This is a genomic window from Bacillus cereus group sp. RP32 (genome assembly GCF_040459735.1).
GTDB classification, from domain to species: Bacteria; Bacillota; Bacilli; order Bacillales; family Bacillaceae_G; genus Bacillus_A; species Bacillus_A wiedmannii.
Genome location: NZ_JARVHO010000001.1, coordinates 337,957 through 360,581, shown reverse-complemented (window position 1 = coordinate 360,581; position 22,625 = coordinate 337,957). Strand labels below are relative to the sequence as shown.

The window sequence follows — 22,625 nt, the reverse complement described above, 5'->3', positions numbered from 1 at the left end:
TTTTCAAAAGGCATATTATCCCTTATTTTTCTGATACTGTTTTTAGTTCTTCTAATAATTCTTCTACGTAATGTTGTGCACTTTGTGCTGCGATACTACCATCACCTGTTGCAGTTACAATTTGACGTAGCATTTTTTCACGAACATCTCCAGCTGCGAAAATACCAGGAACTTTCGTTTCCATACGCTCATTTGTTTCAAGGTAACCATTTTCATTTGTAATACCTAGTTCAACAAATGGTTTTGATAGTGGTAACATACCGATGTATATGAACACGCCATCAGTTTTGACTTCTTTCTCTTCTCCACTGTTTACGTCTACAAGTGTTACGCTTCCCACTTTACCATTTGCATCGTTAATTTCTTTTATAGTGTGATTCCAAATGAAATCAACTTTCTCGTTTTGGAAAGCACGATCTTGTAAAATTTTCTGTGCACGAAGAGTGTCACGACGGTGAACGATTGTTACCTTTGATGCGAAGCGTGTTAAGAATACACCCTCTTCAACAGCAGAATCTCCACCACCAATAACTACAAGTTCTTTTCCTTTAAAGAAAGCCCCATCACATACTGCACAATATGATACACCACGGCCGCCAAGTTCTGTTTCGCCTGGCACACCAATTTTTTTATACTCTGCACCGCTTGCAACGATAATTGCACGTGCTTTATATTCTTTTTTACCAGCAATAATTGTTTTGTATTCTTTACCATCGATGACTGCTTTCACATCACCGTATGCATATTCAGCACCAAATTTCTTCGCATGCTCGAACATTTTATTTGATAAGTCTGGTCCTAAAATAGACTCATAACCTGGGTAGTTCTCTACATCCTCTGTGTTTGCCATTTGGCCACCTGGGATACCACGCTCAAGCATTAATGTGCTTAAATTCGCACGAGATGTATATACTGCAGCTGTCATACCAGCTGGTCCTGCACCAATAATAATGACATCATAAATTTTTTCTTCTGACACACTATTCACTCCTATTCATTCCTACACAATTAAGTTACCCTCATTATACTGTTAGCATCATTTTTTTCCCAATGATTTGCTTACCCTATGTGTGCGTACGTTTAACAGCCTGCACATACTTTCGAACAGTCGCTACAGATACATTATATACATCCCCAAGCTCCGACTGTGTCATCTTATTTCCTTGTTCGCTGCGTACAATATATTCAACAGCAGCTGACCAGCCGTATACATTTGTAAAAACTGCCCCAGATGTATATAAACGTATGAACGTACAAAACCAAAATTGTAAACACTCTTCGATTAATTCATCATCTTTTTTCGTATAATTATATAAAGCATCCGCAATTTGCGCGCACTGTTCAAATTGCTGTAAATCAGCTGGAATGCTCTTATGGCTATTAAGTAAAAAGAAATACTTTGCAAGTTGCGATACGATTGGAACACCGTTCTTCGCCTGCGTTACATCAAAGAAGAATCCCACCTTCTCTGGCGTTGACAATTCATTCATTAAATATAAAGCTAGCATTTGTTCCTCTAGCGTCGCACTTTGTTGAAATGATTTTCGTAATTCTTCAAATAATACGTTTTGTCCTTCATCTGCTAAATTCAGCGCATTCCACGGTTCTTTTCCCTTTTTATCAGGGTGCAATTCTACAACATGCTGCCACATTTTTTCAGCTACTTGCTGATCTTTCACCATATAAGCAGAATATGCAAACCAATAATAAAAACTAACGTCTCCCTCATACCCTTGACGCTTTAATACTTTGAACCATTTATATGCAGGCTCAAAATGACCAATTGTTGCAAGTGTCGTTCCAAGTTTCAAACGATGCTCGAACGAAATCGGATATACTGAAACTAACTGCTCCGCTAACGCTTCTACTTGTTTATGCTCTCCAATTGAATATAGGAAAATAAGCGTATTACAAAGCGCATGTATATTACCAGGATTTTTCTCTAAAATCATTTCCGTTAACTTCAGAGCTTTATCTACATTACCAGATTGAAAATGTGCAATGGCTAAATTATTATGACCCGACCAAAATTCCGGATAATCTTTTGTAACAATTTCCAATGTAGCAATTGCTTCTTCCAATTGTCCGTTACGAATATAACGATTCGCTTCTTCTTGCATAACAATTAGATCGTCTTCATCCTCAATCTCTTCCTCACCCATCGCTTCTTCTTCCATAATTTCAAGTAATTCTAATGTATCTTCTACAAATTCCTTCTCTTCTGCAACTTCTAAATAGCGATCCGCATACTTTTTCGCCTGCTGAAATAGCCCCATATATGCATAATTATTTGCAATAAAATAATAGCATTGTTCAAGTTCTGGATTAGTTCTAACAAGCTTAAAGAAGATTTGATTCGACTCTTGATATTCACCAGCCTCAGATAATACTGTTGCTAATTGGCATAAAATAAACGGCTCCTTCTCACTTTGTGCCGCTCTTCGAAAATATTTAATTGCATCTTGCAATTTCTGTCCTTTGTAAGCCCTCATCCCTTTTTTATAAAAGAAGTCCGATAATTGATTAAAAGAGATAACTTGTCCGTTCTCCTTATATATTCCTTGATTTTTCCCCATATATCCTCCAGTTTTTTGTTTTCTTCGTTCACACATTCTTCTATCTATAAGTATAAACGATTCCGTAAAAAACAAAACAGTATATTATACTCAATTATTTCCTTTTTATTCATTAAAAAAGAAGAGAAATGTTACATTTTTAGCATCAACCTTCTCTAGCATCCATTTCTTCTTTCGTATAAATAACACGCATTGGATTTCCACCCACGAAAGCACCACTTGGGACATCTCTATGAACAAGTGTGCCAGCTGAAACAATCGCGCCATCCCCAATTTTCACACCTGGTAATATAGTCGTATTTGCTCCAATCATCACTTCATTTCCTATGACGATCTCTCCAAGTCGATATTCGCGAATTAAATATTCATGTGCTAAAAGCGTTGTATTATAGCCGATAATTGAATTCTCTCCCACAGTTATCTTTTCTGGGAACATAATATCCGGCACTACCATAAGTGCAAATGATGTTTTCTTTCCGACTTTCATCCGTAAAAATGTACGGTACAACCAATTCTTGACGGATAAAAATGGTGTATAACGCGCAATTTGGATAATAATAAAGTTTTTCATTACCTTCCAAAAAGACACTGTTTTATACACATTCCATAATGAATTTTCTCCCGAAACAGGATAGCGCGTTGTCCGTCGCACTTAACTCGCTCCTCTACTAAAAAGTGAAACTGTAAGTTAGTAGGGAAACAGACCCCTACTAACTTACTTGGACCTTTATGAACGGTTCATATCAGACAAAATCGGTAGCAAATCACTCATTTTATCTAGCATAAAGTCCGGCTTGTAAGCCTCTAAATATGCTCTACCTTTCAACGTCCATGAGACAGCAGCTGTTTTCGTGCCCGCATTTTGTCCGCCAACAATATCATGGTGATTATCCCCAACCATCAATGCTTCTTCCGGTTTCGCATCTAATAACTCAAGCGCTTTTTGAAGTGGTTCTGGATGTGGTTTCACATGCTCTACATCATCAATTGTCACGACCACATCAAAAAATTCATCAAGCTTTGACAACTTTAATCCCATCTCAACTGTTTGTCTCGCTTTCGTTGTAACAATACCAACTTTATAGCCTTGCTTCTTCAACTCTTGAACTGTTTCATATACAGTTTCATATTCTTCCACTAATTCATCGTGATGATCATGGTTAAATTGACGATAACATGTAATCATCTCTTCAACCTTGTTTTCATCAATCTTGCTGAAAGTATCATGTAAAGAAGGGCCAATAAATGACAATACATCTTCACGCTTATATTGACTTGGATAATATGTATGTAACGTATGTAAAAAAGAAGAAATAATAAGTTCGTTTGTATTAATTAAAGTTCCATCTAAATCAAATAACACTGTATTTATTCTCATTTCCTTAGTCCTTTCGCTTTCCTAGATATGAAAGAAGCAGCACCTTATAATAAGATGCTACTTTTCTCTAATTTTCCGAATATCTTTTATCAGCTTGCCCCATTTTTCGTCTCACGATAATGAAAATAATAGAAATAACAACAAGTCCAATTGACATTACTTGTGCGATACGAAGTGGTCCTAACATTAAACTATCTGTACGTAAGCCTTCTACGAAGAAGCGCCCTATTGAATACCAAATTAAATATGTGAAGAATAATTCCCCGCGTCGTAAATTCACTTTTCGTAATGCAAGTAATAAAATGACACCTGCAAAATTCCATAATGATTCATATAAAAACGTTGGGTGATAGTACACACCCTCAATATACATTTGATTAATAATGAAATCCGGTAAATGAAGTCCTTCTAAAAACTGTCTCGTTACTTCATCACCATGCGCCTCTTGGTTCATAAAGTTTCCCCATCGACCAATTGCTTGTCCTAGTAAAATACTTGGCGCAGCAATATCAGCCAACTTCCAAAATGAAACCCCGCGTCGTTTCGCAAAAAGAATCCCTGTAATAATAGCCCCGATTAAACCACCATGAATCGCCAAGCCACCTTGACGAATATTAATAATTTGACTCGGGTTTTGCGCGTAATATTCCCATTCAAAAATAACATAGTACATTCTCGCAAATAGAATAGCGATCGGTACTGCAATTAATACAAGGTCAACAAATGTATCTTTTGGAATACCTAGTCTTTCTCCCTCGCGAGTTGCAAGCCAAAGACCTAATAGCACGCCTGTACCGATAATAATCCCGTACCAATATACAGGAAACGGCCCAAGTTGGATCGCTACACGGTCAAGCTGTGGTACAGAACCTAACAGCATATGTATGACCTCCCTCTCCAAAGTTTACTCCTGATTTCCTAACTCAATCGCACTCATTAATCGTTCAGAGAACTGTTGTGCTGCATTGACTCCCATACGTTTTAAACGGAAGTTCATCGCTGCTACTTCAATAATAACAGCCAAGTTTCGACCAGGACGAACTGGAAGTGTAATCTTCGTAAGCTCTGTATCAATAATCTTCATCTTCTCTTCATCAAGACCTAAGCGATCGTAATTTTTCTTTTGATCCCAAATTTCAAGATTAATAACAAGTGTAATACGCTTATAATTTCGCACTGCCCCTGCACCGAATAACGTCATAACGTTAATGATACCTAGACCACGAATTTCTAATAAATGCTCAATTAAATCTGGCGAGCTTCCTACTAATGTGTCTTCATCTTCTTGGCGAATTTCTACACTATCATCCGCAACAAGACGGTGACCACGTTTTACAAGCTCAAGAGCTGTCTCACTTTTACCGACACCACTTTGACCTGTAATTAAAACACCAACACCGTAAATATCTACTAACACACCATGTACAGCTGTTGTTGGTGCTAACTTACCTTCTAAATAATTTGTTAAACGACTTGATAATCTTGTTGTCGTTTGAGCAGAACGTAATAAAGGCATGCCTGATTCACGTGATGCTTGCAATAACTCATCTGGTACATCTTGATTACGAGTTATAATAATACATGGCGTCTCCTCAGTACAAAGCGCTTTCATTCTCTCTTGCTTTTGCTCTGACGTTAATGTGTCAAAGAACGTAAGCTCCGTCTTTCCAAGAAGCTGCACGCGATCAGCTGGATAATATGTGAAAAATCCTGCCATTTCAATTCCAGGTCGTGATAAATCACTTGTATCAATCGGACGATGAATTCCTTCTTCACCACTTATTAACTCCAATTGAAATTGTTCAATTAAATCTTTTGTCCTTACTTTCGGCATATGTATAAACCTCCACTCCGCTGCGGGTTCAGTCTCATTTGATGTAAAATTCCATTCTACCGGATATTGTACCATTTTTTTCTGGAAACAAGAAATACGGTTTCTAATAAATAGAAAAAAACATTTCATACACATCATGAAATGTTTTTCTTTTTGTCATTTTCTCTTTTTTTCATATAAAGGTTCCACAATTGCCTTTTCAATAATCATATTAAAAATTGAAATACAAATTGCCGCAACGATTGCTACACCAAACCCTGATATATTAAACGCATCTCCTAATAATGAATCTGCTATTTTTAACGTAATCGCATTAATAACAATTAAGAAGAACCCGAAAGTGACAAGAGTAATTGGTAGCGTAATTAAAATTAAAAACGGTTTTACGAACACATTTAAAACAGCTAAGATAATACTCGCAATAATTGCAGTCTGTATATTTGCTACGTAAAACGCGTCTGGCGCAATCCCTTTTAAAAGTCCCGATACAGCGATTAACACAACGCTATTTACAAGAAGTGATACAATCCATCTCATTTTCTTACACATCCTTTTGACATATATATTTCATCATACGCTAATAGATTATAAACGCAAGTATCATGCAAACACTTATATCAACTTATTCTACTCTTCCTGCTTGTATACCTACTAACATTTCCTCGCAAAATAAGGGCCATACCATCTATGTTCATGAGTTTTTACAAAAGTCCAAGTAAAATCTTTGTCTACAATATAGATATCGCCTTTATACGCATCATACGTCTCCCGTAATATATCCTCGATATGTAATAAACTCGCATCTTTTATTAGTAGTACGTCATCACAATGTTGATAGAATATATGGTACTCCTTTTTCGCTTCATTATGAAACGCATTTTCCGCTTCTTCACCCTCTAAACACTTCTTTTTCTCATAACTAAATATGTGCCAAAGAAACCCACATGCATACTTATCACCATACAGAAAGATGTCTTCCTTTTCCTCATCACTTACATGATTTGCAAAGTTATCCTCCCAGCGCTTCCGAAAATAAACACCCCAACTTTGAAACTCCCTTACCTTCATGTTTTTCTTTCTTAAAACATCTATAAAGTGAAACTTTAATCAGTGGGGGTTTTGTTCATCCCCCACTGATTATTAGTTGAACCAATCGGGCTTTTACGGGCAGTTGATCTCCCACCTAACTTCTTGGCTTCCGCTGAATTTTGAGGTGGGGATCTTACTGCCCGTTAATGCGGGATAAACTCCATCTTCTCCCCCTATAAAGCGAATTTTTAATCAGTGAGGATTTTGTTCATCCCACTGATTATTAGTTAAACCAATCAGGTTGCCCACAAATAGCGGGATAAAATAAAAACCGAGTGTCATTTCCACTCGGTTTTTCGTAATACACTTATTGAGATAACTCTACTTCTTTTATTTTCTCTTTCATTCTTGCTTTATCGCGATTTAAAATCTCTTTTAAATACTTACCTGTATACGAACGTTCTTCTTTTACTACTTGCTCTGGCGTTCCTGAAGCAACGATTTGCCCACCTTTATCTCCGCCCTCTGGTCCAAGGTCAACGATATAGTCAGCTGTTTTAATTACATCTAAATTATGTTCAATAACAAGAACTGTCTCGCCACTTTCAACAAGGCGTTGCAGCACTTCTAGAAGACGCGCGATATCATGTGCATGCAAACCAGTCGTTGGCTCATCTAAAATATATAACGTACGCCCAGTAGAACGACGGTGTAATTCAGAAGCTAGCTTCACGCGCTGCGCTTCACCACCAGATAACGTCGTAGCTGGCTGTCCTAATTTCATATAACCAAGACCTACATCTACAAGCGTTTGAAGTTTACGCTTAATTTTTGGGATATTAGCGAAGAACTCTACTCCATCTTCAATTGTCATCCCTAACACTTCAGAAATGTTCTTATCTTTATACTTCACTTCTAACGTTTCGCGGTTATAACGTTTACCATGACAAACTTCACACGGAACGTATACGTCTGGTAAGAAGTGCATTTCGATTTTAATAATCCCATCACCACGGCACGCTTCACAACGTCCACCTTTTACATTAAAGCTGAAACGTCCTTTTTGATATCCACGCACTTTCGCTTCATTCGTTTGTGCAAACACATCACGAATATCATCGAATACACCTGTATACGTCGCTGGATTAGAACGTGGTGTACGCCCGATTGGCGATTGATCAATATCGATTACTTTATCTAAATGCTCAAGACCTTTAATTTCTTTATGAGTACCTGGCTTCGCTTTCGCTTTATATAACTTTTGCGCTAATGATTTATATAGTACTTCATTAATCATCGTACTTTTACCAGAACCAGATACACCCGTTATCGCTACAAACGTACCAAGCGGGAATGACATCTTTGCATTCTTTAAGTTATTCTCTTTTGCACCGACAATTTCCACTTTACGTCCGTCACCTTTACGTCTTTCAAGTGGAACCGGAATAAACTCTTTACCGCTTAAATACTTCCCTGTTAGCGAATTCTCATCTTGCATCACTTCAGCTGGCGTACCCGCTGATACAACTTGGCCACCGTGAATACCTGCACCAGGTCCGATATCAAGTAAATAATCAGCAGCCATCATCGTATCTTCATCATGTTCAACGACAATTAACGTATTCCCTAAATCACGCATCTCTTGCAACGTACGAATAAGACGATCGTTATCGCGCTGATGCAAGCCGATTGAAGGCTCATCAAGAATGTAAAGTACGCCAGTAAGACGAGAACCGATTTGTGTCGCTAAACGAATACGCTGCGCCTCACCACCTGATAAAGTTCCTGCGGCACGACTTAACGTTAAATAATCTAAACCGACGTTCACTAAGAATCCAACGCGCTCCTGGATTTCTCTTAAAATTAAATGAGCAATTTTTTGTTGCTTCTCCGTTAGCTCCACATTCGAGAAGAATTCCTGTACTTCTTGAACAGAATACTTCGTTACATCAGCAATCGTTTTATCACCAACGAAAACAGCTAAACTCTCTGGCTTTAAGCGTCCACCTTTACACTTCGGACAAGCTTGCTCTGCCATATACTTTTCCATTTGCTCACGAACATAATCAGAACTCGTTTCACGATAACGACGTTCGATATTTGGAATAACACCTTCAAATAAAATCTCATTTTCCTTTACTTGACCAAATTCATTTACATAGCGGAAATAAACTTTCTCTTCACCGCTTCCGTACAACACTTTATCAAATAAATCTTTCGGTATATCTTTCACAGGCATATCCATATCAACGCCGTAATGATTACATACAGATTGTAAAAGCTGCGGGTAATATTGTGAGCTTGTCGGTTCCCAAGGCGCAATCGCATGTTCATTTAATGATAAATCCCAATTCGGAATGACAAGTTCTAAATCTACCTCTAACTTTGAACCAAGTCCATCACAAGAAGGACATGCCCCGAATGGACTGTTGAATGAGAACATGCGCGGCTCTAATTCTCCGATTGAAAAACCACAATGCGGACAAGCATGATGTTCACTAAATAGAAGTTCCTCTTCTCCCATTACATCAATTAACACTCGGCCCCCGCCAAGCTTTAATGCACTTTCAAGTGAATCTGCAAGACGGCTTGCAATCCCTTCTTTTACAACAATACGATCAATTACAACTTCAATGGAATGCTTCTTATTTTTATCTAATGCAATATCTTCAGATACATCAAGCATTTCACCATCAACACGTACACGAACATATCCTTGCTTCTTAATGTCTTCAAGCACTTTCACATGTGCACCTTTACGCCCAGAAACGATAGGAGCTAACACTTGTAATTTCGTACGTTCAGGATATTCAAGTACACGGTCTACCATCTGCTCTACTGTTTGTGACGTAATTTCAATACCATGATTCGGACAAATTGGCGTACCAATTCGCGCAAATAATAAACGTAAATAATCATAAATCTCCGTGACCGTTCCAACTGTTGAACGTGGATTACGACTCGTTGTTTTTTGATCGATTGAAATCGCTGGTGACAATCCTTCAATCGTATCTACATCCGGCTTATTCATTTGTCCTAAAAACTGACGCGCATACGCAGATAACGATTCTACGTATCTGCGCTGCCCTTCTGCATAAATCGTATCAAACGCTAATGATGATTTCCCTGAACCAGACAATCCCGTCACAACAACAAGCTGATTTCTCGGAATGGTTACATCAATATTTTTTAAGTTATGTGCTCTAGCACCTTTTACGACAATAAAATCCTTGCTTATGCTCACTCTGTTCACCCTTCCGCTTTTAATTCTAATAGTAAATCTCTTAATTCAGCTGCACGCTCGAAATCTAACGCTTTTGCTGCTTCTTTCATCTCTGCTTCCATCTTCGCAATTGTCTTTTCACGCTCTTTTTTCGTCATCTTCTTAGCTGGTGCCGCTTCATACATTTCCGGCTCTTCAGCAGCTGTCGTTGCACGGATAACATCACGCACGCCTTTTTGAATCGTTTTCGGCGTAATACCATGCTCTTTATTGTAAGCTTCTTGTATAGTACGACGACGCTGCGTTTCTTCAATTGCAATTCCCATTGATCTTGTTATACGATCTGCATACATAATAACGCGGCCGTTTTCATTACGTGCTGCACGACCGATTGTTTGAATTAATGAACGCTCTGAACGCAAGAATCCTTCCTTATCAGCATCTAAAATAGCTACAAGTGATACTTCTGGAATATCTAATCCTTCTCGTAATAAGTTAATACCGACAAGTACGTCAAACTTACCAAGGCGAAGATCACGGATAATTTCAATACGTTCTAACGTTTTAATTTCAGAGTGAAGATAGTTCACTTTAATTCCTACATCTTTTAAGTAGTCTGTTAAATCCTCTGACATCTTCTTCGTTAAAGTCGTAATTAATACACGTTCATTTTTTGCAATGCGATCTTGAATTTCTCCTAATAAATCATCAATTTGCCCTTCAATTGGTCGTATATCAATTGGTGGATCTAAAAGCCCTGTTGGACGAATAATTTGTTCTATTACTTCCGGTGCCTGCTCTAACTCGTACGGTCCTGGCGTTGCTGAAACGTAAATAACTTGATTCGTTTTCCCTTCAAACTCATCAAACGTAAGCGGTCTATTATCTAAAGCTGATGGCAAACGGAATCCATGATCCACAAGCACTTGCTTACGTGCTTGGTCCCCGTTATACATCGCTCTTACTTGTGGTACTGATACGTGTGACTCATCCATAACAATTAAGAAATCTTTCGGGAAATAGTCTAATAACGTATACGGCGTTGCACCCACCGGACGAAGTGTTAAATGACGGGAATAGTTTTCAATCCCTGAACAAAAGCCCATCTCGCGCATCATTTCTAAATCATAACGTGTACGCTGTTCTATACGCTGCGCTTCTAATAACTTGCCATTATCATTTAATTCCTTTAAACGTTCTTCTAATTCTTTTTCTATATTTTCAATAGCGACCTTCATTTTTTCCTCACGTGTAACGAAGTGAGATGCTGGGAAGATTGCTACATGATCACGTTCTGCTAATACTTCACCTGTTAACGCATTTACTTCGCGAATACGATCGATTTCATCGCCGAAAAATTCAATTCGAATACAATGCTCATCAAGTGATGCTGGGAAGATTTCAACTACATCTCCGCGCACACGGAATGTACCACGCTTGAAATCAATGTCATTACGTCCATACTGCACATCAACGAGTTCACGAAGCAATTGATTGCGGTCCTTTTCCATACCAACTCTAAGTGAAACAACTAACTCGCGGTATTCTTCTGGAGAACCTAAACCATATATACACGAAACACTCGCAACGATAATTACATCGTCCCGTTCAAATAATGCGGACGTTGCTGAGTGACGCAATTTATCGATTTCATCATTAATCTGCGCATCTTTTTCAATAAACGTATCTGTTTGCGGCACATACGCTTCTGGCTGATAATAATCGTAATAACTAACAAAATATTCAACTGCATTATTCGGAAAAAAATCTTTCAGCTCACTATATAACTGTCCTGCTAACGTTTTATTATGAGCCATAACAAGTGTTGGCTTCTGCACTTCTTTAATGACATTTGAAATCGTAAATGTCTTACCCGTTCCTGTTGCTCCAAGCAACACTTGCTTTTTCTTCCCACTATTAATTCCCTCCACAAGCTTCTCTATAGCTACCGGCTGATCACCTTGCGGGGAATAAGCTGAGATAATTTCAAATTGATGTTCCAAACAAAACCGACCTCCTCGTAAAAAATCTGTATTCCCATTTTACCACGAATGCTCATAAAAAAACCAAGAAAACGAACAGATATTCGGTAAAATTTTCGACAATATATACATAGAAAAAGGAAGGAGTAAAAACTTCCTTCCTCTACTAACTCTATTTTTTAGGTACATATAATAAATCATATCCATTGCGCCCATTTTTACTCGTACAATCTATTAACCTATAAGTGATTTCTAATTCTCCCTGCTCTTTAACAATACTTTTGCAACTATCTTTATGTAATCCTTTATGCTCACCAGCAAATTGGTCTTTTCTATTATCTAACACATAAAGTATATCGTTCTCACTATGCTCTACCGTTTGAAAAATCGGATCACCTTCATGGGTATACTGCACAATTCTTATTTTATCAACTTTCCCTTGGTCAACATTCAAAACGAACTTTTCAAATTTATCTAGATTGGAAATTCCTGCTCTCTTTACAATGACATCATTCTTCTTATCAATGTCAATGTTAGGTTGTGAGCATGCTACTAAACTAAAGAGAAATAAGCATATAAAACCTGTTTTCCATATTGTTATCCTCTCCTATACAAACTATTGGTATACTAGAAAAAGCTACTTTCCTCTATGAAAGTAGCTTCTCTTTTTCTTTTTCCTTCTTCGGGAAAAGAACATATGAAAATGAAATAACTGTATCCACTAAAAGTATAATCGCCCAAACTTGGCTAACACGACTTGCTTTTTCATTTAAAACAATCCCCGTTTCTAACCAATTATGCCATTGTTCAAACGGGACAAAACCGTACAGAAAGAAAAAGAAAATATGCACAACAACGAATAAAACAAGATGTAATAACCAATTTTTTATTTCCTGTTTCGCATAGGCCATACCTGTTAATTCTACGTGCTCTTCCATAATTGGCGCTGGTTCATTCCGCCATTTCGCAACTAGCTTTTGCGCAAACATATCAAGCTTCTTCAAATCCTTTTTCCCGTAGAAAACTGCATACAATAAAATAATTACCGTAATGATTTGAAAGTTAGAGAACTTCCCTGTTTGATAATAGTCCACTACCCCTAAGGTTAAAATAAACACTTCATTTGCGAGGAGTACAATCCCCATAATAAAGCTCGCCTTCTTCAAACGGAATCCGTAACGAAGTAAAAAGAAGCCGATAGCCGATAACCAAAATACAATCTCTGCCCCAATTAAAAAATACCAACGATATTCTGCAAGTATACTCATTTATCCATCTCCTTTTCATCATATATACGAAAAGCTTCTTCCATATATAATAAAAGTTCTTCTTCAATTGGATACATGCTCATTTTCTGTGAATCTTCCTTCGATTTTCTAACTTCCCATAACTTATCTAAAAACGCTTCGTCACCATTGGCCATTTCTAAACATTTCTGCATTAATCTCTTCGTTGCCCCTTGTACCTCATCACTCGCTGCTTCTTTGCCGTCTTTCATAAAAGTACGTAATTGCTTTAATAAATCTACCCATTCTAAAACATTCGGATCTTCTTCACTCATATTTGGCAAGTTATGAAGCAATTTTTGTTCTTCCTTTGAAAATACTTCATTTTGAAATATTTCACGTATACGAGACGACTGTTTCGAAAGCTGAATCAGTTCAAACATAACTTTCCAATCAAGTTCCCCTTCCACATCTACCGAATAAACAACAGCTTGTAAAACACGCTCCATTCGATTAAATTTCTTTTGTTCTTCCTGTACAAACCGAAGTTGTTTTTCAAGAGAACCCTTTAAGTTAAGGTCACCTTTTACTAACATATTCGCAGCCTCTTTTAATGAAAAGCCCATTTCCTTTAAAAATAAAATTTGCTGCAACCGTATTACGTCAGCTTCACTATATAAACGATGCCCACCTTCTGTTTTCCCGCTCGGCTTTAATAAATCTATTTGATCATAATAACGTAATGTACGTACCGTTACCCCTGTTTCTCTCGTCAATTGTTGTATTGAAATCACTACCATCACCTCTTCCCCTTCATTATAAAAGATGACGTTACGTAACTTTCAAGACTTTTGTAAAAAAAATACAAAAAGCTGTTTATACTCTTTGTATAAACAGCTTTTACGGAAATAATCCCTTTTGTATAGCGCGCCCACAAAATAAAATAAGTGCTCCAACAACAACACTCGTTGCTGTTTTATGATAATGAGCTGAAACTAATAAATAATATGATAAACCTACAGTGCCAATCATAATACAAATGCTTGGCACTGGATAACGAGAGAAGTTCTGCATTCCCCAAAACAAAGCAAAAATAGCCGTAGCGACACATAATACCGGTAATCCCATCCCAGTTCCCCTTTTTCTATCTATTCCTTGTTGCTAACACACTCGTCGATGCCATACTTATTAATAAGCCAAAAATAGCAATATATAACAACTCATTTACATGTACTGCTTGCCTATCTAAATACTTATTTAAACAAAGATACATAATGAACAAGAACACGAAGCTTGTAATACTAATCGTAAAATATGACTTCATCTTATTCACAACTCGCTCATCTATATCTGGAAGTTCTTCTTTTTTGTACTTACGCTTTTTGAAATACGAATACACCATCAAAAATACAATTGCTAAAACGTTACTCACTACGAGCGGTAAAATTGGTATAGCCGGATTCATAATATGAACTACAATGTCTCCCAAAAACAATCCAAAAGTCGCACCGATAAATAACTTTTTAGTATCGTTCATTTTTTCTCCCCTTACTCTAGCGTAAATATTTCCTCCACCTTCATCCCAAAATATTTGGCGATTTTTAGGGATAACTCTAGACTCGGGTTATAATGATGGTTTTCAATCGCCACAATCGTCTGCCGCGTCACCTGCATCGCCTTTGCCATTTCAACTTGCGTTATATGATGTTGCTTTCTTAACTCTTTTATTTTATTTTTCACACCCATAGGCTCCACCTTCGAAAGTAAAGATATCTTTACTTTAATTATAAATATTTTCCAGTTATAAGTAAAGATATCTTTACAATTTTTAGAAAAACGTTTCACTGATCACCTTCTCTAACAAAGTACAAGCGTAATTAAATTTATATCAGCTATTTTTTTAATATATCGACACCCGTAGCACTATAAACATAAAAAAAGCTGTCCAAAAATATCTTTTGGAACAGCTTCTTCGTCCTACTACATAAATCCTAATGCATATACAAGAACGTATCCAAGAATAGAAAGGAAAACCGAGCCGATCAGCCCCGCCACGAATGCCTTACTTCCTAACTTACGGAACGTTTTAAACTCTACATTTAAACCAAGCCCCGCCATCGCCATTGCAATAAGCATGTAAGCAAGAACAACAATATATCCAGCAACAACTTCTGGTATAATCCCGAGCGAATGCACTGCACTCATTGCTAAAAACCCGAAGATGAACCACGGAATTGGAAGGTCGCGCCACGATTTTTTTTCCTCGCTACTTTCACTCTTACCAAACCATAATCCAATTAAAATCGCTACTGGCACAAGCATTGCAACGCGCGTTAATTTCACGATAACTGCGATGTCTACAGCCGTACTTCCTCCTGGTGCCGCAGCTGCGATGACATGGGCGATTTCATGCAGCGTCGCACCTGAGAATACACCGTAACCGTACGGCGAGAAGCCAAGCACTGGGTATAATAGCGTATAAATAAGTGTAAATATTGTACCTAAAATTGCAATAATTGCTGCCCCAACTGCCGTTTCTTCATCCTTCGCTTTCACTTGCGGTGCAATTGCCACGACCGCAGCCGCGCCGCAAATTGCTGTTCCGCACGCTGTTAAAATTCCGAGTTTCTTTTCTACCTTAAATACTTTCGTTAGCCCATATACAACGAAAATCGTAAATGTAATAACAACGGCAGCGATGACCAATACTTTCGGCCCTGCCTTCGCAATATCAACAAGATTTAACCGCATTCCAAGTAAGATAATCCCAAAGCGCAGCAACTTCTTACTCGCAAAGTTCGTTCCAGCTATCGCTTCTTGTGGAACTCCAATGACTGCGCGCCAAACCATCCCAATTAGAATAGCAATTACTAATTGTCCCATAATATTTAAAAATGGAAGCTCTGCTAAATATTTCGCGGCAATTGCGATTAATAACGTAATCCCAATACCTTGCGAAAACCCAAAGCCCTTCTTCTTTTGTATGACAAGTGTTTGTTCCACTTTGTACCACTCCAATAATCGTATTGGAACATGCATGTTCTATCTACTTATATTATAAGAGAGTTTCTATAATAAGTTTAATATCAATATTGAATCTCTATCATCAGAAATACTTATGATAAGATGATAGAAAAAGAAAGGAGCCCATTACATGAACGTAGACATTTTAAAAATATTTGTTACTGTCGTTGAACAGAAGCACTTCTCCCGTGCAGCAGAATTATTAAACCTTTCACAGCCTGGCGTAAGTATGCATATACGCAACTTAGAAAACGAATTTAGCACTACTCTTATTCAGCGCTCCCCAAAGCACGTCCAAGTGACGGAGGCTGGAAACATACTATATATACATGCAAAGCAAATGCTCTCTCTTTACGAAGAAGCCAAACAAGAAATTAACGAACTACATAACGTTGTAACAGGAACTCTTCGCATCGGTGCTAGTTTCACAATTGGCGAATACTTACTTCCAAAAATACTGGCTAACTATGCGAATGAAAATCCACACGTCGAAGTTCATACCTTTATCTCAAATACAGAAGACGTTCTGCAAAGCCTTCGCTCTAATCAAATCGATATCGGCTTAGTGGAAGGGCAAGTCGTATACGCCGACGTGGACGTTGAAACGTTTATGCAAGATGAAATGAAGCTCGTCGTCCCGCCAAATCATCCACTGCTCCGCACAAATGAAATAAATGAAAGCACACTCCAAGATCAAGTATGGGTATTAAGAGAAAGTGGTTCTGGAACACGCGCTTATAGTGACCGCTTTATTCATCAACACCATTTAAAATTGAAGCGCTTCTTTACATTCAGTAGTATCCAAAGCGTGAAAGAAGCAGTTAGTGCCGGGCTTGGCATCGCTATACTTTCTGATTGGACTGTACGGAAAGAGTTACTGGCAAAAGAGCTATTCCACGTCGAAGTTCCAAATGAACAACTCATCCGTCCATTCTCCATCGTGCGCGGCAAATACTTCATCCCGTCTAAAGCTATTCAAGTGTTTTTAAATTATGTAGACTCTTTTGCGAAAAAACAGCATTGACCTTCACATTAGTGTGAAGGTTTACAATACATGTACAAGGAGTGAAATACATTGCGAATTGGAGAGTTATCAAAAGCAACCGGGGTTAGCGAAAGATCACTAAGACATTATGAAGAAAAGGGATTACTCCCTTCTAAGCGCCTCGCAAATGGCTACCGTGACTTTGATGAAAGTGCCATCGAAAAAGTGGAGCTTATTCAAATGTACTTACAAATTGGCTTAAATTTAGAAGAGACGGCAAGGATGCTGCGCTGCCTCGAAATGGAGCCGCACCTGTACGAAAATCCTTGCAGCAGTATCCTTACGCTTTATGAAGATAAACTTAATGAAGTAACGAAGCAAATCTCATTACTTTCTAGCATTCAAACGAATTTGCAAAAACACGTTTCACTCCTAAAGCAAACAAAAGAAAAGGGATGATTACATGTTTGTTATACATGGCAGTTCAAGACAAAACGGAAATACAGAAGCTTTAACACATATGGTGATTGATGGAATTGAAACAGAACAAATTTACTTGCGTGATCATATCGTCCACCCAATCATAGATCAGCGCCATGATGCAGAAGGATTCCAACCTGTAAATGATGACTACGAGCAGTTAATCGAGCGTATGTTAGAGCACGACACAATTATCTTTGCTACACCGCTATACTGGTATGGAATGAGCGGTCATATGAAAAACTTCGTCGATCGCTGGTCACAAAGCTTACGCGATACAGCTCTTCATTTCAAAGAAAAAATGAAAGGTAAAAAAATGTACGTTGTCATCGTTGGCGGAGACAATCCAAAGCTGAAAGCATTACCGCTTATTGCTCAGTTCCAATATATCTTTGATTTTGTTGGTTCATCATTTGAAGGGTATGTTATTGGGGATGCGAATGGATTGGATGAAATCAAAAATGATGCTGAGGCTCTAGCAAAAGTTCAATTGTATAATAATAAGTTCAAAAATAGTAAATAGAAATAAGTTTGACAAATCATTTTGTATGCGCATACAATAAAAGTAACATTATGAAAGGAAGGTACTTTGACCAATGAAGTTCTAATTCTCTTATTTATTTCATCCATCACAAATAGTGAACAAAAAATGATGAAAACTAGCAGGGGATTAGTCTGTCCATTTGTCGATACTTTCTTTCGAAACGATCATGTAAAAAAATCGTTTATTTATGTACGATTTTTTACATGCAAGGGCGACGTTTATCCTCTCTAGTGAAACTAGGGAGGTTTTTTTATGACTATTTTATTCGCACGCAATATTGAAAAGAACTTTGGTGATCGCACACTATTTACGTTACCGTCACTGGAAATTCAAGCACAGGATCGCATAGGGATTGTCGGAGTCAACGGAGCTGGTAAATCTACGTTATTACAAATATTAAGTAAAGAAATAGAAGCTGACAAAGGCATAGTAACTCATCATAGTTCTATCAGCATCATTCCTCAACTTAGCGAGGAACTACCGGAAACCACTTCTGCTCTCGCAAAAGGAAAATGGAGTATTTCAAACGTTACAGATGCAATGAGCGGTGGTGAACGAATGCGGCTAAAGATTGCTCATGCTCTCGAACAAGATGCAGGAATTTTATTTGCTGATGAACCAACAAGCCACTTAGATATGGTTGGTACAGAGCAATTAGAAAAGGCACTTTTATCTTATAAAGGGGCTCTTGTTTTAATATCGCATGATCGTGAGTTTCTAGATAATATATGTACAAAAATTATTGAAATTGAAGACGGGACGATTCAAGAGTATAAAGGAAACTATTCCAACTATCGAAAGCAAAAAGAACGTGAACGAACACAAAAACAAGCAGAATATGATCAATATATACAAGAAAAAAATCGTTTAGAGCAATCAATTTCACAAAAAAAGCAACGTGCTTCTAATATGACAAAAATCCCAACTCGCTTCAGTTCATCTGAATCTAAACTTTATAAGTTAAGCGGGGCTCATGGCCAAGAACAGGTTAGCAAAGCAGCGAAAGCATTAGAAACACGTCTCGAAAAACTAGAAAAGAAAGAAAAGCCAAAGGATCTTTCTCAGACTCAGTTTGACGTGCAATACCATACACCCATTCATAGTAAAGTGGCAATACAGTTCAATAAAGCAACAAAGAAAATAGGCGACCGCACACTATTTAAAAATATGAATGGAACTATTGCCCCTGGTGCAAAACTTGCTATTTTAGGTGCAAACGGAAGCGGCAAAACAACTTTGTTCAACATGCTTCTCGCAAACGAGCGTGGCATTCAGCTTTCGAAAAGTTGTAAAATTGGATACTTTGAACAAACACTATCAATTTTAAAAACAAATAAAACCATTTTAGAAAACGTTCTAGAAGAAACCAACTATACAGAAGCATTCGTTCGAACAATACTTGCACGGCTTTTATTCCGCCGTGAAGATGTTCATAAACCTGTGCACGTCTTAAGTGGCGGCGAACGAATGAAGGTCGCACTCGCAAAAGTATTTTTAGGAAACTATAATATGCTTCTGCTCGATGAACCGACAAACTATTTAGACTTAGCGACGCAAGAAGAATTAGAAATCATGTTACAAGAATATCCTGGCACAATACTTTTCATTAGCCATGACCGTGCCTTTATTCGCTCTGTTGCAGACCATATTCTACAAGTAGATGAGAGTGCACCAAGAATATTCCACGGTAATTACGAGCAATACACAAAAAGAACAACTGGGGATTCTGTAAACGTTACTGAACAAGAACTATTACGATTACAAACAAAACTAACAGAAATCATTGGCCGAATTTCCATACCAAATCATCACGATGATATCTCATCTCTCGAACAAGAATATGAAACATTACTAGTTCAAATCCGGAAATGCCAAGAAGCGCTCTAATGTCTTCCCTATATATCGACGGGGCCTTCCGCATTTCCCAAGAAATATTGGAACTTCGACATAAAATAGCATGAATAAAAGTCAAAAGCCGTGCATCAGCACGGCTTTTGACTTTAAATACGGACAGCAGTTCCGCTCACTGCAACCATTAGCATTCCTTCGCGAACTACTTCGTAATCCACGTCGATACCAACAATTGCATTCGCATTTTTTTGTCTTGCGAAAGTTTTCATCTCTTCCATTGCAATGTCGCGCGCTTCTTTTAATTTACTTTCATAAGCGCCCGCACGACCGCCGACAACGTCACGGACAGAGGCGAAAAGGTCACGAACGATATTCGCGCCCATAATCGCTTCTCCATTGACGATATCGATATACTCAATAATTTCTTTTCCTTGAATTGTAGACGTTGTTGTTACAATCATGCTTCATAGCCTCCCATATAAGATTTTCACTTACTTATGGTGCACTAATTCAGCAGAAATTATATTTACGAACTGAACTGTGCTTCGTATAACCTGCTGTATCCTCCGCCTTGTTCAATTAATTCATCATGTGAACCTTGTTCTGCAATACCATCTTTATTTACAACGACGATACGATCTGCATTTTTAATCGTTGCAAGTCTGTGAGCAATAACTAATGTTGTACGGCCCACAGATAGTTCAGCAAGTGATTTTTGAATCGCCAGTTCCGTCTCTGTATCTAATGCGGAAGTCGCTTCATCTAATATTAAAATTGGCGGGTTTTTCAAGAACATACGAGCAATCGCTAGACGCTGCTTCTGTCCACCAGAAAGTTTCACCCCACGCTCACCGATAACGGTATCTAAACCGTCTGGTTGTGAGTAAATTAAGTCTTCTAACTGCGCACGTTTTACTGCCTGCCAAATTTCAGCTTCTGACGCCTTTAAGTTTCCGTAAGCGATATTTTCACGAATTGTTCCTGAGAATAAGAACACATCTTGCTGCACAATTCCAATTTGCTTACGAAGTGAAGATAACGTCATATCTTTCGTATCAATACCATCAATTTGAATCGATCCAGACGATTGTTCATAAAAACGTGGTAATAGACTACATAACGTCGTTTTTCCAGCTCCTGATGGTCCTACGAAAGCAACTGTTTCACCTGCATGTATTTTCAAACTAATATCATTTAAAATCGGTTCTTTATTTTCATATCCGAATGTAATGTTGCTATATTGAATATCACCATGTACATGTTTAACTTCCATCGCATCTTTAGAGTCTACAATATCTGGCTCTGTTTCAAGAAGCTCTACATATCTCTTAAAACCAGCGATCCCTTTCGGATAGCTTTCGATTACCGCATTAATTTTTTCAATTGGGCGGAAGAAAATATTTGTTAATAGAACGAATCCGATAAATCCACCGTACGTTAATTCACCTTGCAGAACAAACCATGTACCGCATATTAAGACGAAGAGCGTTACGAGACGCATGAGCATATAACTAATCGATGAATTTAACGCCATAATTTTATACGCCATTAATTTCGTTGTACGGAAACGAGCATTGTTTACAGCAAATTGCTCTTTCTCAAACTTTTCATTTCCGAATGCTTGTACAACACGGATACCGCCAACGTTGTTCTCAATACATGCATTGAAATCAGCAACGTCTGAGAATAAACGTCTAAACGTACCTGTCATTTTTTTATTGAAGTAAAGTGCCAACCACAATAGGAATGGAATAACGAAGAACGTTAATAACGCTAACTTCCAGTTGATCATCATCATAAATGAGAATGCCCCAACTAAAGTCATAACAGCGATAAATAAATCTTCTGGCCCATGGTGAGCAATTTCCCCAATTTCCATTAAGTCGTTTGTAAGACGTGAAATTAAATGACCTGTTTTATTATTGTCAAAAAATCTGAATGATAGCTTTTGAATGTGATCAAATAATTTCTGTCTCATATCCGTTTCAATGTTAACACCAAGCATATGTCCCCAATATGTAACGACATATTGTAAGCCTGAATTTAATATATACACTGCAAGTAAACCGAAACAAGCCCATAAAATAAGCGTCCAGTTTTGTCCTGGCAATAACTTATCAATAAATTGATTTACGATAAGCGGGAAGCCAAGTTCTAGTAACCCTGCGACAACTGCGCAAGAAAAGTCGAGTATAAATAAACCTTTATACGGTTTATAGTAAGAAAAAAATTTACGTAGCATATCTTACCTCCATTTTCCAAAATTAAAAAGACTCCCTAAATGATAACCATTATCAAATATTTATTCAAGTTATCCGTCTATGAAACTAAAAAGAATGTTTGCGATAGTTGTCGTTTTTTGCCGGAAAGTCGATATATTTGAATAATCGCCGATATATTTCAAGTTGCGCTCATATATTTGGATAATCGCCGATATAATTTCAGTTGCGCTGATATATTTAGATAATCGCCGATATAAATTTCATTTACTAT

Annotated in this window: 23 protein-coding genes; 4 read left to right on the top strand and 19 right to left on the bottom strand. The window is 37.7% G+C overall.

The genetic code is table 11. The features are described from left to right. Positions 1-22: 22 nt before the first annotated feature. The 17 genes from trxB to QCI46_RS01600 form a co-directional block, all read right to left on the bottom strand. Positions 23-979: a thioredoxin-disulfide reductase gene (gene trxB, locus QCI46_RS01680; RefSeq protein ID WP_001288065.1), complete on the bottom strand. Its 957-nt coding sequence runs from the start codon at positions 977-979 to the stop codon at positions 23-25. Positions 980-1,064: 85 nt separating this feature from the next. Beyond that, positions 1,065-2,576 carry a tetratricopeptide repeat protein gene (locus tag QCI46_RS01675; protein WP_353839466.1) on the bottom strand — a complete coding sequence of 504 codons (1,512 nt, stop codon included), beginning with the start codon at positions 2,574-2,576 and terminating at the stop codon, positions 1,065-1,067. A 145-nt stretch (positions 2,577-2,721) separates the two neighbouring features. Next, positions 2,722-3,228: an acyltransferase gene (locus tag QCI46_RS01670; protein WP_088608596.1), complete on the bottom strand. Its 507-nt coding sequence runs from the start codon at positions 3,226-3,228 to the stop codon at positions 2,722-2,724. 75 nt (positions 3,229-3,303) lie between these two features. Beyond that, positions 3,304-3,954, bottom strand: a complete 651-nt coding sequence (gene ppaX / locus QCI46_RS01665; RefSeq protein ID WP_048542493.1) for a pyrophosphatase PpaX — start codon at positions 3,952-3,954, stop codon at positions 3,304-3,306. A 67-nt stretch (positions 3,955-4,021) separates the two neighbouring features. Then, complete coding sequence (gene lgt, locus QCI46_RS01660) at positions 4,022-4,834, bottom strand: prolipoprotein diacylglyceryl transferase (protein ID WP_353839465.1); 813 nt, start codon at positions 4,832-4,834, stop codon at positions 4,022-4,024. A gap of 24 nt (positions 4,835-4,858) precedes the next feature. Continuing rightward, the gene (gene hprK / locus QCI46_RS01655; protein ID WP_001127247.1) at positions 4,859-5,788 is read right to left on the bottom strand and encodes an HPr(Ser) kinase/phosphatase; all 930 of its coding nucleotides are present in this window, start codon (positions 5,786-5,788) and stop codon (positions 4,859-4,861) included. 156 nt (positions 5,789-5,944) lie between these two features. Continuing rightward, positions 5,945-6,325 carry a phage holin family protein gene (locus QCI46_RS01650; RefSeq protein WP_001267307.1) on the bottom strand — a complete coding sequence of 127 codons (381 nt, stop codon included), beginning with the start codon at positions 6,323-6,325 and terminating at the stop codon, positions 5,945-5,947. A gap of 114 nt (positions 6,326-6,439) precedes the next feature. Then, positions 6,440-6,856: a DUF4275 family protein gene (locus QCI46_RS01645; RefSeq protein ID WP_353839464.1), complete on the bottom strand. Its 417-nt coding sequence runs from the start codon at positions 6,854-6,856 to the stop codon at positions 6,440-6,442. A gap of 328 nt (positions 6,857-7,184) precedes the next feature. Continuing rightward, a complete protein-coding gene (gene uvrA, locus QCI46_RS01640) occupies positions 7,185-10,055 on the bottom strand; it encodes an excinuclease ABC subunit UvrA (protein ID WP_353841819.1) in 2,871 nt (956 codons plus the stop codon). An 11-nt stretch (positions 10,056-10,066) separates the two neighbouring features. Then, entirely contained in the window at positions 10,067-12,043 is a 1,977-nt protein-coding gene (gene uvrB, locus QCI46_RS01635; protein WP_353839463.1) for an excinuclease ABC subunit B, read from the bottom strand. 151 nt (positions 12,044-12,194) lie between these two features. Then, entirely contained in the window at positions 12,195-12,623 is a 429-nt protein-coding gene (locus QCI46_RS01630; protein WP_353841818.1) for a DUF4362 domain-containing protein, read from the bottom strand. A 46-nt stretch (positions 12,624-12,669) separates the two neighbouring features. Beyond that, the gene (locus QCI46_RS01625) at positions 12,670-13,290 is read right to left on the bottom strand and encodes a hypothetical protein (protein WP_327959579.1); all 621 of its coding nucleotides are present in this window, start codon (positions 13,288-13,290) and stop codon (positions 12,670-12,672) included. Further along, positions 13,287-14,048: a MerR family transcriptional regulator gene (locus QCI46_RS01620; RefSeq protein ID WP_141542771.1), complete on the bottom strand. Its 762-nt coding sequence runs from the start codon at positions 14,046-14,048 to the stop codon at positions 13,287-13,289. The genes QCI46_RS01625 and QCI46_RS01620 overlap by 4 nt, the downstream gene beginning before the upstream one ends. Before the next feature lie 100 nt (positions 14,049-14,148). After that, positions 14,149-14,376: a hypothetical protein gene (locus QCI46_RS01615; protein WP_000524128.1), complete on the bottom strand. Its 228-nt coding sequence runs from the start codon at positions 14,374-14,376 to the stop codon at positions 14,149-14,151. Positions 14,377-14,392: 16 nt separating this feature from the next. Next, positions 14,393-14,785, bottom strand: coding sequence for an ATPase (locus QCI46_RS01610; RefSeq protein WP_353839462.1), 393 nt, complete (start codon positions 14,783-14,785; stop codon positions 14,393-14,395). Positions 14,786-14,796: 11 nt separating this feature from the next. Continuing rightward, positions 14,797-14,994 (bottom strand): helix-turn-helix transcriptional regulator, encoded by a 198-nt coding sequence (locus tag QCI46_RS01605; RefSeq protein ID WP_000538358.1) that lies wholly within the window; start codon positions 14,992-14,994, stop codon positions 14,797-14,799. A 234-nt stretch (positions 14,995-15,228) separates the two neighbouring features. Next, positions 15,229-16,251 carry a YeiH family protein gene (locus QCI46_RS01600; protein ID WP_353839461.1) on the bottom strand — a complete coding sequence of 341 codons (1,023 nt, stop codon included), beginning with the start codon at positions 16,249-16,251 and terminating at the stop codon, positions 15,229-15,231. Between the two features lie 151 nt (positions 16,252-16,402). On the opposite strand from QCI46_RS01600, the gene QCI46_RS01595 reads away from it, so the two are divergent. The 4 genes from QCI46_RS01595 to abc-f all read left to right on the top strand — a co-directional run bounded on the left by QCI46_RS01595 (position 16,403) and on the right by abc-f (position 20,168). Further along, positions 16,403-17,296 (top strand): LysR family transcriptional regulator, encoded by an 894-nt coding sequence (locus tag QCI46_RS01595; protein ID WP_353839460.1) that lies wholly within the window; start codon positions 16,403-16,405, stop codon positions 17,294-17,296. A gap of 51 nt (positions 17,297-17,347) precedes the next feature. Further along, entirely contained in the window at positions 17,348-17,716 is a 369-nt protein-coding gene (locus QCI46_RS01590) for a MerR family transcriptional regulator (protein ID WP_353839459.1), read from the top strand. Positions 17,717-17,720: 4 nt separating this feature from the next. After that, the gene (locus tag QCI46_RS01585) at positions 17,721-18,260 is read left to right on the top strand and encodes a flavodoxin family protein (protein ID WP_353839458.1); all 540 of its coding nucleotides are present in this window, start codon (positions 17,721-17,723) and stop codon (positions 18,258-18,260) included. A 273-nt stretch (positions 18,261-18,533) separates the two neighbouring features. After that, entirely contained in the window at positions 18,534-20,168 is a 1,635-nt protein-coding gene (gene abc-f, locus QCI46_RS01580; RefSeq protein WP_353839457.1) for a ribosomal protection-like ABC-F family protein, read from the top strand. 113 nt (positions 20,169-20,281) lie between these two features. Here the strand turns inward: abc-f and QCI46_RS01575 are convergent, their stop codons facing one another. Beyond that, complete coding sequence (locus QCI46_RS01575; protein ID WP_000637523.1) at positions 20,282-20,593, bottom strand: heavy metal-binding domain-containing protein; 312 nt, start codon at positions 20,591-20,593, stop codon at positions 20,282-20,284. A gap of 65 nt (positions 20,594-20,658) precedes the next feature. Then, a complete protein-coding gene (locus tag QCI46_RS01570; protein ID WP_353839456.1) occupies positions 20,659-22,374 on the bottom strand; it encodes an ABC transporter ATP-binding protein in 1,716 nt (571 codons plus the stop codon). Positions 22,375-22,625 lie beyond the last annotated feature (251 nt).

Excerpts from the sequence above, each read along its gene's own strand:
- QCI46_RS01675 (WP_353839466.1), bottom strand. The coding sequence starts at position 2,576 with ATGGGGAAAAATCAAGGAATATATAAGGAGAACGGACAAGTTATCTCT.
- ppaX (WP_048542493.1), bottom strand. The coding sequence starts at position 3,954 with ATGAGAATAAATACAGTGTTATTTGATTTAGATGGAACTTTAATTAAT.
- lgt (WP_353839465.1), bottom strand. The coding sequence starts at position 4,834 with ATGCTGTTAGGTTCTGTACCACAGCTTGACCGTGTAGCGATCCAACTT.
- hprK (WP_001127247.1), bottom strand. The coding sequence starts at position 5,788 with ATGCCGAAAGTAAGGACAAAAGATTTAATTGAACAATTTCAATTGGAG.
- QCI46_RS01650 (WP_001267307.1), bottom strand. The coding sequence starts at position 6,325 with ATGAGATGGATTGTATCACTTCTTGTAAATAGCGTTGTGTTAATCGCT.
- QCI46_RS01645 (WP_353839464.1), bottom strand. The coding sequence starts at position 6,856 with ATGAAGGTAAGGGAGTTTCAAAGTTGGGGTGTTTATTTTCGGAAGCGC.
- QCI46_RS01625 (WP_327959579.1), bottom strand. The coding sequence starts at position 13,290 with ATGAGTATACTTGCAGAATATCGTTGGTATTTTTTAATTGGGGCAGAG.
- QCI46_RS01620 (WP_141542771.1), bottom strand. The coding sequence starts at position 14,048 with ATGGTAGTGATTTCAATACAACAATTGACGAGAGAAACAGGGGTAACG.
- QCI46_RS01615 (WP_000524128.1), bottom strand. The coding sequence starts at position 14,376 with ATGGGATTACCGGTATTATGTGTCGCTACGGCTATTTTTGCTTTGTTT.
- QCI46_RS01610 (WP_353839462.1), bottom strand. The coding sequence starts at position 14,785 with ATGAACGATACTAAAAAGTTATTTATCGGTGCGACTTTTGGATTGTTT.
- QCI46_RS01605 (WP_000538358.1), bottom strand. The coding sequence starts at position 14,994 with ATGGGTGTGAAAAATAAAATAAAAGAGTTAAGAAAGCAACATCATATA.
- QCI46_RS01595 (WP_353839460.1), top strand. The coding sequence starts at position 16,403 with ATGAACGTAGACATTTTAAAAATATTTGTTACTGTCGTTGAACAGAAG.
- QCI46_RS01585 (WP_353839458.1), top strand. The coding sequence starts at position 17,721 with ATGTTTGTTATACATGGCAGTTCAAGACAAAACGGAAATACAGAAGCT.
- abc-f (WP_353839457.1), top strand. The coding sequence starts at position 18,534 with ATGACTATTTTATTCGCACGCAATATTGAAAAGAACTTTGGTGATCGC.
- QCI46_RS01575 (WP_000637523.1), bottom strand. The coding sequence starts at position 20,593 with ATGATTGTAACAACAACGTCTACAATTCAAGGAAAAGAAATTATTGAG.
- QCI46_RS01570 (WP_353839456.1), bottom strand. The coding sequence starts at position 22,374 with ATGCTACGTAAATTTTTTTCTTACTATAAACCGTATAAAGGTTTATTT.